Below are 14,989 nucleotides of genomic sequence, written 5' to 3'. Positions count from 1 at the left end.
AATTTTTTGATGGGTTATGCAGAAATTTTGTAGAATTCCTGTGTATAGTGGAAGAATTTCACAAAATATTCACAAAAATATGTGAAAAATGCTTGTTAAACGAGATGGGTTTTGCTATACTAAAGAAGACGCTGAAAGAAAAAGGACGGATGTTCAGTTATGATCGAACAACTGGTAAATATCGACCGGATGGAACATGCTCTTGCACTATTTGGGAGTTTTGATGAAAATGTGCGTCTGATCGAACAGGAATATAAGGTAACCGTTACCTGCCGAGGCTCTGAAATCAAGGTATTCGGGGATGAGGAGGGGGTATCCCTCGCGGTACGAACGATTATGGGGTTGCTCTCCCTGATCAACAAGGGGGAAGCGATCACCGAACAGAATGTCCGTTATGTCATGGCGATGGTCAGCGAGGGCACCGAAGATCAGGTATCAACCCTGTCGGACGATGTGATCTGCATCACTGCTTCCGGCAAACCGGTCAAGGCAAAGACGCTCGGACAGAAAAAATATATCCATTCGATCCGGGACAACACGATCAGCATCGGGGTGGGTCCGGCAGGTACTGGAAAAACATATCTCGCGGTTGCAATGGCGGTGCGGGCATTCCGCGCACATGAGGTCAACCGGATTATTCTGACTCGTCCGGCGGTCGAGGCTGGGGAGAAACTTGGCTTTCTCCCTGGTGACCTCCAGAATAAGGTGGACCCTTATCTGCGTCCACTTTATGATGCACTGTTCGACATGCTGGGCAGCGAGAATTTTGCGAAATATGTCGAGCGGCAGAACATCGAGGTGGCGCCGCTTGCCTATATGCGTGGGCGCACTCTGGACGACAGTTTTATCATTTTGGACGAAGCACAGAACACCACGCCAGAGCAGATGAAGATGTTCCTGACCCGGTTGGGCTTCAACTCGAAAGCAATTATCACCGGAGATGTGACCCAGATCGACCTGCCTGACGCCCGCCGATCGGGACTTGTCGAGGCGGTGAAGGTGCTGAAAAATGTGGAGGATATCGGGATTACCCAGTTCAATGAGAAGGACGTGGTGCGCCATCGGTTGGTGCAGGCGATCATCAAAGCATACGAAAGGTATTACAACAGCAATCATCAGGAGGGCAGAAGCAGATGACGGGAAGTGTGAAGGTAATGATCTCCAACCGGCAGAAGTTGGTCAAAATTCCGAGCGGTATACGGCTGCTGATCCGCCGATGCTGCCATGCTGTTCTGCTGGCTGAAAAATTCTCAGACGATGCGGAGGTCAGCGTGAGCTTTGTGACTAACGAGCAGATCCGGCAGCTCAATGCCGAGTTCCGCGGCAAGGATATGCCAACCGATGTGCTTTCGTTTCCGCTGGGGGAAAACGGAAATTACGACCGCAATTTTGAAACCGGCGCGCTTCAGCTGGGAGATGTGGTGATTTCAGTGGAAAAGGCAGTCGAACAGGCCAGGCTCTATGGGCATACCCTCCAGCGCGAAATCGGGTTTCTGACCGTCCATTCGATACTTCACCTGCTTGGATACGATCACGAATCCGGAGGGCTGGAGCAGGTGCGGATGCGGGAAAAGGAAGAAAGCATTCTGACGAGCCTTGGATTGGAGCGGGATACCAGTTATGTCGTATCGGACAGGCGGTAAATGCGCTCGTCTCCTCCGCAGCTTCGGCTATGCAGCGGAGGGAATTCGTGCCTGTGTCGGAAGAGAGCGCAACCTTCGAATTCACCTGACAGCAGCGGGATATGCGTTTTGGCTTGGTTGGGCGCTCAAACTGGACCGGATGCGGTTTGCGCTTTTGTTCCTGACTGTGGGTGCTGTCATCTCGCTCGAACTGGTTAATTCGGCGATCGAGTCGCTGGTTGATTTGGCTTCTCCAAACCCTCATCCGCTCGCCAAAGCTGCAAAGGATATGGCAGCTGGGGCGGTCGCAGTATCTGCTTTTGCAGCGGTTCTGGTGGGAATCTCGCTTTTCTGGATTCCGGACAGGCTGGCTGCGCTTGGGTTGCGGGTATTGACCAGCCCGCTCTATTTTGTCCTGACAGTAGCCGCTCTGCTGCTGTCCGGTTGGTTTATCTTTAGCACCCCCGAAAAATAAACCTTTACCCATTTGAAGGAGTGACTTCATGCAAGAGACAAAAACAGCGTTTGTTGCCATTGTGGGCAGGCCGAATGTTGGAAAATCGAGCCTGCTCAACGCCCTGATTGGTGAAAAGGTAGCAATCGTTTCGAATAAGCCGCAGACAACCCGTACACGGATCACTGGTGTGCTGACCCGGGAAAATACCCAATTTGTGTTTATTGATACGCCTGGGCTGCACAAGCCGCGCACCAAGCTGTCGGAATATATGGTTAAACAGGTGAATGAAAGCGTGGCAGATGTGGATGTCGCGGTTCTGGTGGTTGAGCCGGCCGGCGAGATTCAGAAAGCCGAACAGGAACTGATAGCGTCCTTTCAGGCGCAGCGGATTCCGGCTATTCTTGCGATCAACAAGATCGACACACTTGACCTGCGTGAAAAACTGATGCCTCGGATTTTGGCCTTTTCCCAGGCACATCCATTTGAGGCTGTGGTTCCGATCTCCGCGCTGAAAGGGGATGGGGTGGACGCGGTTCTGGACGAGCTGGAAAAATTCGCAGCACCGTCCCCGTTCTTTTTTGATGAGGATACCCTGACCGATCAGCCCGAGCGGGTGATCGTTGCCGAGATTGTACGGGAAAAGCTGCTTAAAAACATGTATGACGAGATTCCCCATGGTGTGGCAGTGACTGTTGAGCGGATGCACGAGCGTGAGGAACAACAGCTCATTGATATTGAAGTACAGATTTATTGTGAGAAGGAAAGTCACAAGGGGATGATTATCGGCAAAGGCGGCGGAATGCTGAAGCGGGTAGCGAGTCAGGCTCGGGAGGACATCGAGCATTTCCTCCGCTGCAAGGTGAATCTGAAATGTTGGGTCAAGGTCCGGGAGGACTGGCGCAACCGGGAAAATGTGATCCGCTCATTCGGATTCAACTGAGTTTGTCAACCTAAAAATTGATGGAAATTGTGAGAACGATTCCCTCTGATAACTGAAGAAAAACAGCGAACACTACTTCCGTAGAGTCTGATGGAGGTGGTTGTGGTGCAGCCAAATGAGCAGCAGGCATACGATGCCTTTTTGCATACCGGCAGGGTAGCCGATTATTTGAACTATCTGGATATCAAGCAGCAGGGGCAGGGGAGACCGGTGCTGGGCGATGTTCGGACGGCAACAGGTGAGAACAGTGCATATCACGACCGATGGGATCGTACTGCGGGAGCGGGCGGTTGAAGAATATGACAGTGTGCTGACGCTCTTAACCAAGGAGCGCGGCGTCATTACGGCCTATGCACGAGGGGCGAAAAAGCCGCGTGGGGTTCTGCGAGTCCCAGGTGAGCTGTTAAGCTACTCGTGTTTTGTGCTGTTTGAGAACAAGGGAAAGTACAGCGTTGATAAAGCGGATTTAAACAGCCTGTTTATGGGGGTGCGTGGGGATGTGGAGAAGCTTTCTCTGGCCTCTTATTTCTGCCAGCTCACTGCAGAGCTGGCACCCCATGAGGAGCCAGCTCTCGATTATCTGCGGCTGCTGCTCAACTCACTCTATCTGCTCGACCGGGGGAAGAGGAGCTGCGGGTTCGTTAAGGCAGTCTACGAGCTGCGTCTGATGACGATGGCAGGCTATATGCCGAATCTGGTTGCCTGCACAGGCTGTGGATGCTTCGAGTCGGATGTGGTTTATTTCCTCCCGCAAAGTGCGTCGATCGCTTGTGGGGCGTGTATCCAGAATTACCCTGAAAACCAGATTCGGGTTCCCCTTTCGAGGACGGTACTCGCTGCAATGCGGCATATTCTTTACGCGGAGTCTGAAAAGTTATTTTCCTTTACAGCTCCGAAAGAGCAGCTTATGGATCTGAACGAGATCACCCAACATTATGTCATGACACAGATTGAAAAACGCCTTGAAACGCTGGATTTTTATCTTTCTATGCAGATTTAAACAACACATGGATACATAAGGCGTTGAGATGGCCTGCATGAGCAGGGGAGGAGTTTATGAATAAATATTGTAAAGCATTAGAACTTGACAAGGTGCTTTTGCGTCTTTCGAAGCACTGCTGCTGTGCGGACAGCCGGGCAATGGCGCTTGCGGTCGAACCTGCAGATAATCTGCGGGATGTACGTGCATTAATGCGGTTCACATCAGATGCAAATGCGCTGACCAACCGGTACTCGACCCCATCAATCGGTTCGATCGAAAACTGTTCGGGTGCACTCAAGCGTGCCTCGATCGGCGCGCAGCTTTCCCCGAGAGAACTTCTGGATGTGGCACGCGTGCTTCGTGCGATTGAGACGATCGAGCGTTGGGGACATCAGCTTGAGGGAGATCCTACCAGTCTCGACATTTTACTCGGGTCGGTGGTCGCGCTCCCTACTTTGCAGCGGAATATTTCGGCGACGATCCTCTCAGAGGACGAGATCGCCGACAATGCAAGTCCGGAGCTGTCAGAAATTCGGCGCAAGATCCGTCAATCGGGGGCAAGGGCCCGAGAAGTGCTGGATCGAATGGTGCGCTCTGCTACCTATCAGAAATTTTTGCAGGAAAACATCATTACCCAGCGTGATGGGCGGTTCGTTGTGCCGGTCAAAATCGAATATCGAAACGAGATCAAAGGTCTGGTCCATGACACTTCGGCATCCGGCTCTACCGTTTTCATCGAGCCGATGGGAGTGGTTGAGGCGAACAATGAAATCCGTCTTCTCCAAAGCAGAGAGCAGGCGGAGATCCGGCGTATTTTGCAGGAACTGTCTGCGCAGGTCGGCGGATGTGCCGAGAGCATTAAGGGCAGCTATGAGGCAATCGTTGAACTTGACCTTTATTTTGCAAAGAGCAGGCTCGCTGACGAGATGCACGCAACCATTCCAAACCTCAATGAAAATGGGGTGGTTTTCCTGAAAAAAGCGCGGCACCCTCTGATTGAGAAAGAGAAGGTGGTGCCGATTGAACTGCGCCTTGGCGACGGGTTTGACACGCTGGTAGTCACTGGACCCAACACAGGGGGAAAGACTGTAGCGATCAAGACATTGGGACTTCTGGTGCTGATGGCGCAGTGCGGCCTGATGTTGCCAGTGGCAGATGGAAGCTCGATCCCGGTTTTTGAAAATGTACTAGTCGACATCGGTGACGAGCAGAGCATTGAACAGAGCCTCTCGACCTTCTCGGCGCATATGACCAATATCATCCGGATTTTGCAGGAGGCAAACGAAAAGTCTCTGGTCCTGCTGGATGAGCTGGGCGCGGGGACCGATCCAGTTGAAGGCGCGGCACTGGCGGTCGCGGTAATTGAACAGCTTCGAGCGCAGCGGTCCCGGGTAGTTGCTACCACCCATTACGCAGAGATCAAGATGTTTGCACTTAATACAGAAGGCGTCGAAAATGCGAGCTGCGAGTTTGATGTGGCTACTCTGAGGCCGACCTACCGTCTGTTGACCGGAGTGCCTGGGCGCTCCAATGCCTTTGCAATCAGTGAACGGCTGGGTTTGCCGGTCGAGATCATCGAGAGCGCAAGGGCGCATATTTCAAAAGAGAATACACAGTTCGAGGATGTGGTTTCCCAGCTTGAAGCGACCCGCCAGGAACTGGAACATGAGCGGGAACTGGCACAAACCAATCGGATCGAGGCGCAGCGGACGAGTCAGGAAGCCGATGAGCTGCGCCGGACGATGCAGGCCGAGCGGGAGCGGGAACTTGAAAGGGCGCGGCAGCAGGCGCGAGGGATTGTAGAACAGGTTCATGCCCAGGCACAGGCGATGCTTGACGAACTAGACGAGCTGAAAAAGGCGAAGGATGCCGCTGCATTTGAGGAGCGGCTGGCACAGGCTAAGGTTTCGTTCCGCGCTGATATGCGAAAATTACAGGACCTTGCGGACCCTGTGACCCGCAAAAATCCGGAGAACTATACGCCTTCCCGCCCATTGAAACGGGGGGATACAGTGCGATTGCTTTCGATGAACAGGGAAGGAACCCTGCTGTCCGCCCCGGATGGCCAGGGATACGTCACTGTACAGGCGGGCATCCTCAAGACAAAGGTGCATCAGTCGGAGGTAAGGCTGGTCGATATGGGCAAGAAACGCACAACTTTCAATAATGCAGGCATCTCAACCCGCGGCGTTTCCTCCAAATCGGTCCGCAGCGCAAAAACGGAGCTAGATCTGCGCGGCATGACCGCCGATGAAGCATTGGTCGAGCTTGACCGGTTTATCGACAGCTGTGTCCTTTCGAATGTGCCGTCGATCACCATTATCCACGGAAAAGGCACAGGGGTGCTGCGTGCCGCGGTCCAGCAGCGGCTCAAGAGCCATAAGAATATAAAGACCTTCCGCCTGGGAGCTTACGGGGAAGGGGAATCAGGGGTTACAGTTGCAGAGCTGAAATAGCTTTACAGAAACGCGAAAATGTGCTATCATAAGAACAATGTGTTTGTATCCCATTGACAGGATTATGATGTGAAAGGGCAAATTGCGCTTGGGCTTTCGTTTCAAACGAGTTTTTTGTTAAACAAATCAATGAAGATAGATTGCGAGGGATTTTATGGAAAAAAAGATTACCCAACCCGGCGCACTGACCTTCAAAGGGCGTCCTTTGGTTCGGTGCGATAAGACCATTTATTACGGAGACATGGGGGACAAATATGTGGCGATGCTGCAAATTCTTGGGGAATCTCCTTTTAAAGACACCATGCTTCCGAATAAAGTTTCGGTTCAGATCTGGTCGACCGATGATGAACTGCGGCCGCGGGATCGGATCATCAAAAAGACAGAGAAGAACAACCTGTACGATGCGCTGAATATCGCCTCGATCTGGCTGGAACGTCAGCTGAGCAGTAAGTCCTGATGATTTGTGCAGCAGATGAAACCATCCCCACATCCGGTGTTCTGGATGTGGGGATGGTTTTTCAGATTACGAACCCGCCGTTAGGGCTGATGACCTGTCCGGTGATAAAATCTGCCTTTTCGGATGCAAGAAAGACGATCGCGTGGGCAGCGTCCTCCGGCGAGCCGATCCGCTCGAGCGGGGTTTCCTCCTGAAGGGCGGAGAGCGTCTCCTGATCGAGCGCGGCGTTCATCTCGGTGGAGATCACTCCGGGCGCAACACAGTTTACCGTGATGTGCGACAGCCCGACCTCTTTGGCAAGCGCCTTGGTTAGGCCGATTACCGCGGCTTTTGATGCGGAATAGTGGACTTCGCACGAAGCTCCGGTGATCCCCCAGACAGAGGAAATATTGATAATTTTTCCGCTGTGGCGGCGGATCATTTGCGGCAGGACACACTGGCAGGTATGGAACATCCCAGTCAGATTGACCGCGAGCATCCTTTCCCATTCGGCAGGGGAAATATCGTTGAACAGCTTCTGTTGAGCGATTCCAGCGTTATTGACCAACACATCAATGCTGCCGAACCGCTGTTCAACAGCATTCACCATAGCCCCCACTTGGATACGGTCAGAGACATCTGCGCAAAAGACCTCCGCATCCTGACCAAGCGATCGGATACGAGTAGCGACCTCGACCGCCCGGAGTCGGTTTGTGCAGTAATTGACCGCCACTTGGTATCCCTCCTGCGCAAAAAGCATCGCAGCCGCAGCCCCAATCCCGCGGGAGCCGCCAGTAATCAGTACCGTTTTAGACATCCGGATTCCTCCATATCTTGTGATCGAACCATTCGCGAAAAAATCTGCCAGGGGTGAAACAGACGCCCCCGTCTTTACGGCGGGGGCGTCTGAATCCGCTGTTTCTAATCGTTAAGGTAGCTTTTAACCAAAAGCTGGAGCAGCTCGTCGCGGTCGATCTTGCGGATCAGCGCGCGTGCGTTGTTGTGAGTCGTGATATAGGTCGGATCTTCCGACAGGATGTAACCCACGATCTGATTGATGGGGTTATAGCCCTTTTGACGCAGAGCATCATAAACGGCGGTTAGAATCTCCTTTAACTGCTGCTCCTTATCCTCATGGATTGAAAACGAAATTGTTGGCTCGTGCATTACATCACCTCTTTTTTGACAGTACGTCGCTCGATGCAATCAGCCTGCCGGAAACCGCTGCGCTGATTGATGACAAGTTTATTTTACTACAAAGTTCGAGGAATAGCAAGGGGATGCAAAGTTTTATATGGTTTATTTTATGCAACAACGGTTTGGATTATACCGGATTTCAGCTGCGGATTTCGACACCGATTGTTTTGAGCGCCTTCAAAACCCGTTTTACCGCCGCGTCAGCCTCTTCATCGGTAAGGGTGCGGTTATCTGCACGCAGGGTCAGGCTGTATGCGACGCTCTTTTTGCCTTCCGCAACCTGTGAGCCTCGGTAGATGTCGAACAGAGAGACATGTTCCAGAATGTTGCCGACTGCACCACGGATTGCCTTTTCCAATTCGGCGACCGGCAGGGCATCCTCGCAGATTAGTGCAAGATCGCGGGTGGAAGCCGGGAACCTAGGCAGGGGAGTGTAACCCTTTTCTGGAGCAACATGCGCAAACATCACGGCCTCGCTGAGTGAAGCAAGGTAGACCCGCGTACCAATCTCGTAGTTTTCGGAGACAGAAGGATGCACTTCACCAATCATGCCAAGGGTTGCATCACCGATCGATATCACTGCACAGCGTCCCGGATGGTAGGTGGGGTGGGTGGAACAGGCGGTAAACTCATATCCTTCGATCCCCAGCCCGTTGAGCAGGGTTTCAACAGTCCCCTTCAGCGAGAAGAAATCCTGTTCGCTCCCGTATGCACCCAAGGTGATGAATGGAGTTTCCTCCGGCAGTTCCCGTCCCTCTCGAGGCAGATAGACAGTACCGATTTCATAGAGGGAAGCGGACTTGTTCCGGTTGTTGTAGTTGCGGGAGAGCACCTCGAGCATTGAGGGGACCGTCGTGGTGCGCATGACGCTGGTATCTTCACCGAGCGGATTGCTGATGACCACGCAGTTGCGGTAGCTGCTGTCCGCAGGCAGGCCGATCTTATCGTAATATTTTGGGCTGATGAACGAATAGGTCGAAATTTCGGACAATCCCTGCGCCCGCAGGATCGAGTGGATGCTGCGGTCAAACTTCTGCTTGTCGGTATAGCTGCCGTTTGCAACCCCGCGGATTGCAGTCGAAGGGATTTTGTCGTAGCCATAGAACCGGGCAATCTCTTCGGAGATATCTGCTTTATGCTCCAGATCGAGGCGGAAGGAGGGCGGGATCACGTCGCCGCCGTCAATCCGGCATTCGAGGCGGGTCAGAATTTCCTTCATCTTCTCGACTGGCACGTCGATGCCGATGAACCGGTTGATCCATGCCGGATCGAATGGAATGCGGCGTTCTGTCCGGTCCGCATTGTCCACGTCGATCGTACCGCCGACCACCTCTCCTGCGCCGAGCAGCTCTACCAGCTCGCAGGCCCGCTCAACCGCAGGGATGCAGGTTGCGGGATCAAGCTGCTTTTCAAACCGTCCGGAAGCTTCGGTGCGCATCCCGAGCTTTTTGGCAGTGGTGCGGACCGACGGCCCGTTGAAGCAGGCGGACTCAAAGACGATCATATTGGTATCGTCAACGATGCCGCTATACTCGCCGCCCATCACGCCCGCAACCGCGGACGGTTTTTTTGCATCGGCAATCGTGAGCATATCTGGAGTAAGTGTGCGCTCCACTCCGTCGAGTGTCACAATCGTTTCTCCCTCGGTTGCGCGGCGGACGACAATCTTCCCGCCCTCAACAAATTTATGGTCAAATGCGTGCATCGGCTGGCCGTACTCCAGCATGACATAGTTGGTGATGTCAACAATGTTATTGATCGGGCGGACACCGGAAGCACGCAGGCGCTCGCGCATCCACCGCGGGGAAGGCTCAATTTTGATATTTTTGACCATCCGCGCGACGTAGCGCGGGCAGAGATCGGGTGCGGTGACCTCTACCGAGAGATAGTTGTGGATGTCATCCACTGTATTTTTGACAGCCGGTTTGGGCAGGTTCAGCGGAACATCGAAGGTGAGCGCCGCCTCCCGCGCAAGCCCGGTCACAGACAGGCAGTCGGGACGGTTGGATGTGATCTCAAATTCAACACAGGTATCATTTAAGCCGAGTGCACTCTGGATGTCCTGTCCGAGCTGGACGTCCGGTTCTTCCAGCAGGAAGATACCATCCTCGTCAGCATAGGGAAAATCGTGCTGCGTCAGTCCGAGTTCGCCGAGCGAACAGAGCATCCCGTTGCTTTCCTCGCCGCGCAGCTTGCCCTTTCGAATGTGCTTGCCGCCCGGCAGGTCGCTGTCATCCAGCGCAACCGGTACAATATCGCCGGCCTTGACATTGTGTGCGCCGGTACAGATCTGGATCGGCTCCCCCGAGCCGACATCCACCTTGCAGATTACCAGTTTTTCCGCATTCGGATGCGGGTCTACCGAAAGCAGCTTGCCAACAACCACGTTGCGGATCTCGCTGCCTTCGATCTCGTAACCTTCCACTTTGGAACCGGACATGGTCATCTTCTCCGCGAATGCGCGGGGGGAGACATGTCCAATATCCACATAATCCTGTAGCCATCTGATCGACAAATTCATGATCGTTTACCCCCTTAGAACTGGTTGAGGAACCGTACGTCGTTCTCGAAGAACAGGCGCATGTCGCTGATGTTGTAGCGGCGCATGACGATGCGCTCAAGCCCCATCCCAAACGCAAATCCGCTGTACTCCTCGGGGTCGATTCCGCAGATCGAAAGCACCTTGGGATGCACCATACCACAGCCGAGAATTTCGATCCAGCCTTCGCCCTTGCAGAGACGGCATCCCTCACCCTTGCAGGCGAAGCACTGGACATCCAGCTCAGCGGACGGCTCGGTGAACGGGAAGTGGTGCGGACGGAACCGGACCACCGATTCTTCACCATACAGCCGTTTGACAAACAGTTCTAGCGTACCTTTCAGATCCGCCATGGTGACCCCTTTATCGACTACCAGCCCTTCGATCTGGTGGAAGAGAGGGGAATGGGTAGCGTCGACTGCATCCGAACGGTAGACCCTTCCAGGAGCAATGATGTGGATCGGCGGTTTCTGGTTTTCCATTGTGCGGATCTGGACAGGGGAAGTCTGTGTCCGCAGAAGCACGTTGTCCGAGATATAGAAGGTGTCCTGTGTATCTCGGGCAGGGTGGTCTTTCGGAATATTCAGAGCCTCAAAGTTGTAGTAATCCAGTTCTACCTCCGGGCCTTCCGCGATCGAAAAACCCATCCCAAGGAAAATTTCCTTGACTTCATCCAATACCTTGGTGAGCGGGTGCGGTTTGCCGATCGGGGCGGCTTTTCCGGGCATTGTGACGTCGAGTTTTTCAGCCTCCAGCTTTTTGGACTGCATCTCAGCTTTGATCGAAGCGGCTTTTTCGTCGATCAGCGCTTCGATAGAGGCGCGCACCTCGTTTGCGAAGGCACCCACTTTCGGCCGCTCTTCGGCCGAGAGCTTGCCCATCTGCTTGAGGATGGCAGTCAGTTCACCCTTTTTTCCGAGGTATTTGACGCGAAGCTCATCGAGCAGTTTGGGGTCGCCGGTCTGCGCCAGCGCCTGTGCCGCCTGCTCCTTGATCGTTTGCAGTGCGTTTAGCATGGTGATTCTCCTCCTAATGATTCCTTTGAAAACTGCGGTGCAGGATTTCCGGGAAATATCGTCCCGCTCCAAATAAAAAACAGTCCGTCCCTCCGAAAAGGGACGAACCGCTGAAAAGCGTCCGTGGTACCACCCATATTCCCAGCCAAGGCCGGGCACTCCTGCTGCCGGTAACGGGGCAAACCGTCTGCCGCCTACTTCTTCCGGTTCAGCGGAGCCGCTCACGGGCGAACTTCACCTGTTTCCACTGCAGTTTGCTTTCAGCCGGTGACAAACCTCTCTGAATCAGCGGGGGACAGGCTACTTTCCCGATCTCAGCGTTGTTACTGTGAGGTATCATAGCATATCCTGAACAAATTTGCAAGGGGCTTTTTTTGATCGCCTGCCTTTGTTAAAGGGTGGAGGCGATTTCCTTCAGATAGGCCCGCAGGCCGGTTCCGATTTCAGGATGGGTAAGTCCTACCTCAATGGTCGCCTGCAAAATCCCGAGCTTGTTTCCCATATCGTAACGTTTCCCTGTGTAGGCAATCCCCATCATATCTCCCCGTTTGGCGAGGGTGCGCATCGCGTCGGTCAGCTGGACTTCGTTGTTTCGGGAGGGCGGGGTATTCTCGATCAGCTCGAAGATGTCCGGAGTCAGAACGCACCGCCCCAGAATCGCGAAATTCGAAATCACTTCTTCGGGGAGCGGCTTCTCGATCATGTCGAACACTTCATAGACCGCATTTTGAACCGGCTTAACTCCAAGCGTGCAGTAGCTGCGCAGCAGATCATCGGGCACCTCTTTGATACCGACCACACTCTTTCCATAGGTTTCATGGACTGCGATCAGTTCGCCGATTGCGGGTTTTCCGGGCGGGGAGATGACGACATCATCCCCATAAAGCACCGCAAACGGCTCGTTGCCGACAAATGATTTTGCACATCCAACTGCATGGCCGAGTCCCCGCGTTTCCTTCTGGCGCACATACTGGATATTGCACAGATGCGCCAGCGAAACCACCTGATCGAACAAATCCTGTTTGCCGGACGAACGGAGCTTGTCCTCCAGCTCAGGGGCATGGTCGAAATGATCCTCAATCAGGGATTTCCCACGGTTGGTGATGATTAGAATATCCTCGATCCCGCTGGCGACCGCTTCTTCCACGATATACTGGATCGCCGGTTTATCTACGATGGGTAACATCTCTTTCGGGACAGCCTTGGAAGCGGGAAGCACCCGTGTGCCCAAACCGGCTGCCGGGATGACTGCTTTACGTACTTTCATAGAGAACCCTCCATAACACAAATCGTTGTCTAAAAAAGCTATTTGGTGTCTTTGGCAGAAAGCTTCCGTCTATCCACTAAGCCCCTGCGATGACAGTAAGAGCGATCAGCAGACATGATCCAAAATAGGCTGCGGCTGCGCCAACGAGGCAGAGAACGACTGCAACACGGCTGGTCCGTCCGCAGCGGACAAGGGAATCGGTATAGATTTGATCGTTCGCCGTGCTGCCCAAATGTTCGCGGATTTTAGCGACCTTATGGAACACATGCTGCATATAGAGTTGATTGGCGAAAAGCGCGAGCAGGAACATGATCCCGAGCATAACCATTCGGGTGTAAGGAAGTAGGCGATAGGCCCAGAGGTGGTTGACCGGCTCGAACACCGGCATGATCCCAACAGAGATATCTGAGAAGTTTTCCAGCACAAATATCGTGTATTCCCGCGCAATAAACAGTGCAGGAACAAAGGTCATTGCCGCAAGCAGAAGCAGGAGCGTCCCAGCCAGATACATTTTGCGGTAAAAGAAATAGACAAAATGGAACAGGAATGCCGAAAAGTTAAATGATATTCCGGTGTGTTCGGACATCTGCTTGAACCGAGGCAGGAAATAGTGGGAGTTCGGCCCGATATAGAGCGCAAGATCCCGCACCGAAATGCCGTTGATCTGGTCGTCCGGAGACAGGCCTCCAAAAGAGGCATTATAGGCATTAGAGCTGGCATAAGGATTTGGCCCTGACTGTTGGGAAGGCTGCTGCCACTGCCATTGACCTGCCGGATCGGATGTTTTCCGGAGCGGAGTCCCGCAGATCTGGCAAAATAGTCCGCTTGGCGGATTGTTCGCACCGCAGGAGGGACAGGCTGTGCTGGACGCATGATCGGTCCGTTCTTGTCCCGTATAGGTATCCCGCCCGGATGGCTCCCAGGTATGCCCCTTGATATGTTGTTCTTCGAATGCGCACCGGCCCTCCTGTTGGTAGCAGGCGCGGTGATGTGGTGTCCCGCATACCGGGCATACAACAATATCATCCTCATCCGTAAATTTTTTATCGCATACCGGACAATGTACACCTGTATAGTGTGCCAAAAAATCAACTCCTGAACCATTCAAAACTTTGCTTGTGTGATCCTTATGTGAATATGATACATGGATTTCTAGATTTTTCAAGGGCGTAATTATGAACAAATCGGCCTAATTTTACAAAAACAGCTGATTTGTTGCCTGCTACTTGAAAATCATACAGTATCTGGTGTCTCCTTTAACAGGTACCTCATCTCTACAATCCCGTTATAATGCAGGACAGACAGGAGCATCAAGCCCATAGAGCGCTCGGCGGTAAACAGCCGAATGCCACCTCCCAGAATGGTAGGGATCACTGAGATAAAAAGTTCGTCAATCAACCCAGCCTCCAGAAGCTGGTTGGCGATGTCTGAACCTCCGCAGACCCAGATTCCACTACTGCTGTTTTTCAGTTCGGCAACCAGATCCGCGGGGGATCGGCCGGTAAACAGAATCTCTTCCGTAGAAAGCAGCTTCCGATGGGTAAAGACATAGCTCTTCAGCCCGCGGTAAACCCAGTTTTCTGGAGAGAGTTCGGAAATAATCTGATGATAAGTTCTGTACCCAAGGACGACGGTATCAACGGTCTGGATGAAATCCGGATAACTTCCCGGATGCCCGCAGTCACTGCCATCACCAGCGAGCCAGGCAACACCGCCGTCCCGATCTGCGATATAACCATCCAGACTCATTGCAATATACAGGATTACCTTACACATAGAGACCTCCGAAAAACCGAAATTTTGCACTTGGGAAAGCAGTCCAATTATAACACGGGTGCCTGCCTGCATCAAGGGAGCCAGATGGGGACTGCCCCTTTCGATCTGAAGTCGCCTGCTGGCCAGCTTTTTAAACACTTCATCAAAACAGAACTTGTATATTTCTGCATTTTTTCTTTATAGCTGCTGATTGTTTGTTAGTCATCCGTTTTCTCTACTTTGAAACAGGCCAGGGCAACAGCATTTGAAATTTTGCCAAAAAGAGATATAATCAGGAATATGGAATTAAAAAGATTAAAAT

General features: G+C 52.9%; 15 protein-coding genes and 1 other annotated feature. Of the genes, 8 read left to right on the top strand and 7 right to left on the bottom strand.

Translation table 11 applies throughout. The features are described 5' to 3' along the window. Nucleotides 1-159: 159 nt before the first annotated feature. The 8 genes from D5269_RS09605 to D5269_RS09570 all read left to right on the top strand — a co-directional run bounded on the left by D5269_RS09605 (nucleotide 160) and on the right by D5269_RS09570 (nucleotide 6,914). Nucleotides 160-1,137 carry a PhoH family protein gene (locus tag D5269_RS09605; protein WP_120485180.1) on the top strand — a complete coding sequence of 326 codons (978 nt, stop codon included), beginning with the start codon at nucleotides 160-162 and terminating at the stop codon, nucleotides 1,135-1,137. Then, complete coding sequence (gene ybeY / locus D5269_RS09600) at nucleotides 1,134-1,643, top strand: rRNA maturation RNase YbeY (protein ID WP_016315510.1); 510 nt, start codon at nucleotides 1,134-1,136, stop codon at nucleotides 1,641-1,643. The genes D5269_RS09605 and ybeY overlap by 4 nt, the downstream gene beginning before the upstream one ends. Further along, entirely contained in the window at nucleotides 1,621-2,097 is a 477-nt protein-coding gene (locus tag D5269_RS09595; RefSeq protein ID WP_120485179.1) for a diacylglycerol kinase family protein, read from the top strand. The genes ybeY and D5269_RS09595 overlap by 23 nt, the downstream gene beginning before the upstream one ends. A gap of 28 nt (nucleotides 2,098-2,125) precedes the next feature. Beyond that, nucleotides 2,126-3,019, top strand: coding sequence for a GTPase Era (gene era, locus D5269_RS09590; RefSeq protein ID WP_120485178.1), 894 nt, complete (start codon nucleotides 2,126-2,128; stop codon nucleotides 3,017-3,019). A gap of 105 nt (nucleotides 3,020-3,124) precedes the next feature. Next, nucleotides 3,125-3,313: a hypothetical protein gene (locus D5269_RS09585; RefSeq protein ID WP_158604928.1), complete on the top strand. Its 189-nt coding sequence runs from the start codon at nucleotides 3,125-3,127 to the stop codon at nucleotides 3,311-3,313. Then, on the top strand, nucleotides 3,258-4,019 hold the full coding sequence (recO, locus tag D5269_RS09580; RefSeq protein ID WP_158604927.1) for a DNA repair protein RecO: 762 nt from the start codon (nucleotides 3,258-3,260) through the stop codon (nucleotides 4,017-4,019). The genes D5269_RS09585 and recO overlap by 56 nt, the downstream gene beginning before the upstream one ends. Before the next feature lie 56 nt (nucleotides 4,020-4,075). Beyond that, on the top strand, nucleotides 4,076-6,457 hold the full coding sequence (locus tag D5269_RS09575) for an endonuclease MutS2 (RefSeq protein WP_016315514.1): 2,382 nt from the start codon (nucleotides 4,076-4,078) through the stop codon (nucleotides 6,455-6,457). 154 nt (nucleotides 6,458-6,611) lie between these two features. Then, on the top strand, nucleotides 6,612-6,914 hold the full coding sequence (locus tag D5269_RS09570) for a hypothetical protein (RefSeq protein WP_016315515.1): 303 nt from the start codon (nucleotides 6,612-6,614) through the stop codon (nucleotides 6,912-6,914). Nucleotides 6,915-6,975: 61 nt separating this feature from the next. Here D5269_RS09570 and fabG read toward each other — a convergent pair whose 3' ends face one another. From fabG to D5269_RS09535, 7 genes are all read right to left on the bottom strand, one after another. Next, complete coding sequence (fabG, locus tag D5269_RS09565) at nucleotides 6,976-7,710, bottom strand: 3-oxoacyl-ACP reductase FabG (protein ID WP_199735718.1); 735 nt, start codon at nucleotides 7,708-7,710, stop codon at nucleotides 6,976-6,978. 104 nt (nucleotides 7,711-7,814) lie between these two features. Continuing rightward, on the bottom strand, nucleotides 7,815-8,060 hold the full coding sequence (locus tag D5269_RS09560; protein ID WP_016315517.1) for an IreB family regulatory phosphoprotein: 246 nt from the start codon (nucleotides 8,058-8,060) through the stop codon (nucleotides 7,815-7,817). Nucleotides 8,061-8,229: 169 nt separating this feature from the next. After that, nucleotides 8,230-10,611 carry a phenylalanine--tRNA ligase subunit beta gene (gene pheT, locus D5269_RS09555; protein ID WP_016315518.1) on the bottom strand — a complete coding sequence of 794 codons (2,382 nt, stop codon included), beginning with the start codon at nucleotides 10,609-10,611 and terminating at the stop codon, nucleotides 8,230-8,232. Between the two features lie 14 nt (nucleotides 10,612-10,625). Further along, the gene (gene pheS / locus D5269_RS09550) at nucleotides 10,626-11,645 is read right to left on the bottom strand and encodes a phenylalanine--tRNA ligase subunit alpha (RefSeq protein WP_120485194.1); all 1,020 of its coding nucleotides are present in this window, start codon (nucleotides 11,643-11,645) and stop codon (nucleotides 10,626-10,628) included. 95 nt (nucleotides 11,646-11,740) lie between these two features. Then, nucleotides 11,741-11,970: a binding site (T-box leader), on the bottom strand. 66 nt (nucleotides 11,971-12,036) lie between these two features. Further along, nucleotides 12,037-12,912 (bottom strand): UTP--glucose-1-phosphate uridylyltransferase GalU, encoded by an 876-nt coding sequence (gene galU / locus D5269_RS09545; protein WP_120485176.1) that lies wholly within the window; start codon nucleotides 12,910-12,912, stop codon nucleotides 12,037-12,039. A 76-nt stretch (nucleotides 12,913-12,988) separates the two neighbouring features. Next, nucleotides 12,989-13,996: an RING finger protein gene (locus D5269_RS09540; RefSeq protein ID WP_158604926.1), complete on the bottom strand. Its 1,008-nt coding sequence runs from the start codon at nucleotides 13,994-13,996 to the stop codon at nucleotides 12,989-12,991. Nucleotides 13,997-14,145: 149 nt separating this feature from the next. Further along, nucleotides 14,146-14,688 (bottom strand): dihydrofolate reductase family protein, encoded by a 543-nt coding sequence (locus D5269_RS09535; protein ID WP_120485174.1) that lies wholly within the window; start codon nucleotides 14,686-14,688, stop codon nucleotides 14,146-14,148. Nucleotides 14,689-14,989: the final 301 nt, after the last annotated feature.

This window comes from Anaerotruncus sp. 1XD42-93 (genome assembly GCF_009917605.1).
GTDB lineage: Bacteria > Bacillota > Clostridia > Oscillospirales > Ruminococcaceae > Anaerotruncus.
The sequence above is the reverse complement of the archived record's forward strand: the minus strand, read 5'-3'. Positions and strand labels throughout refer to the sequence as shown.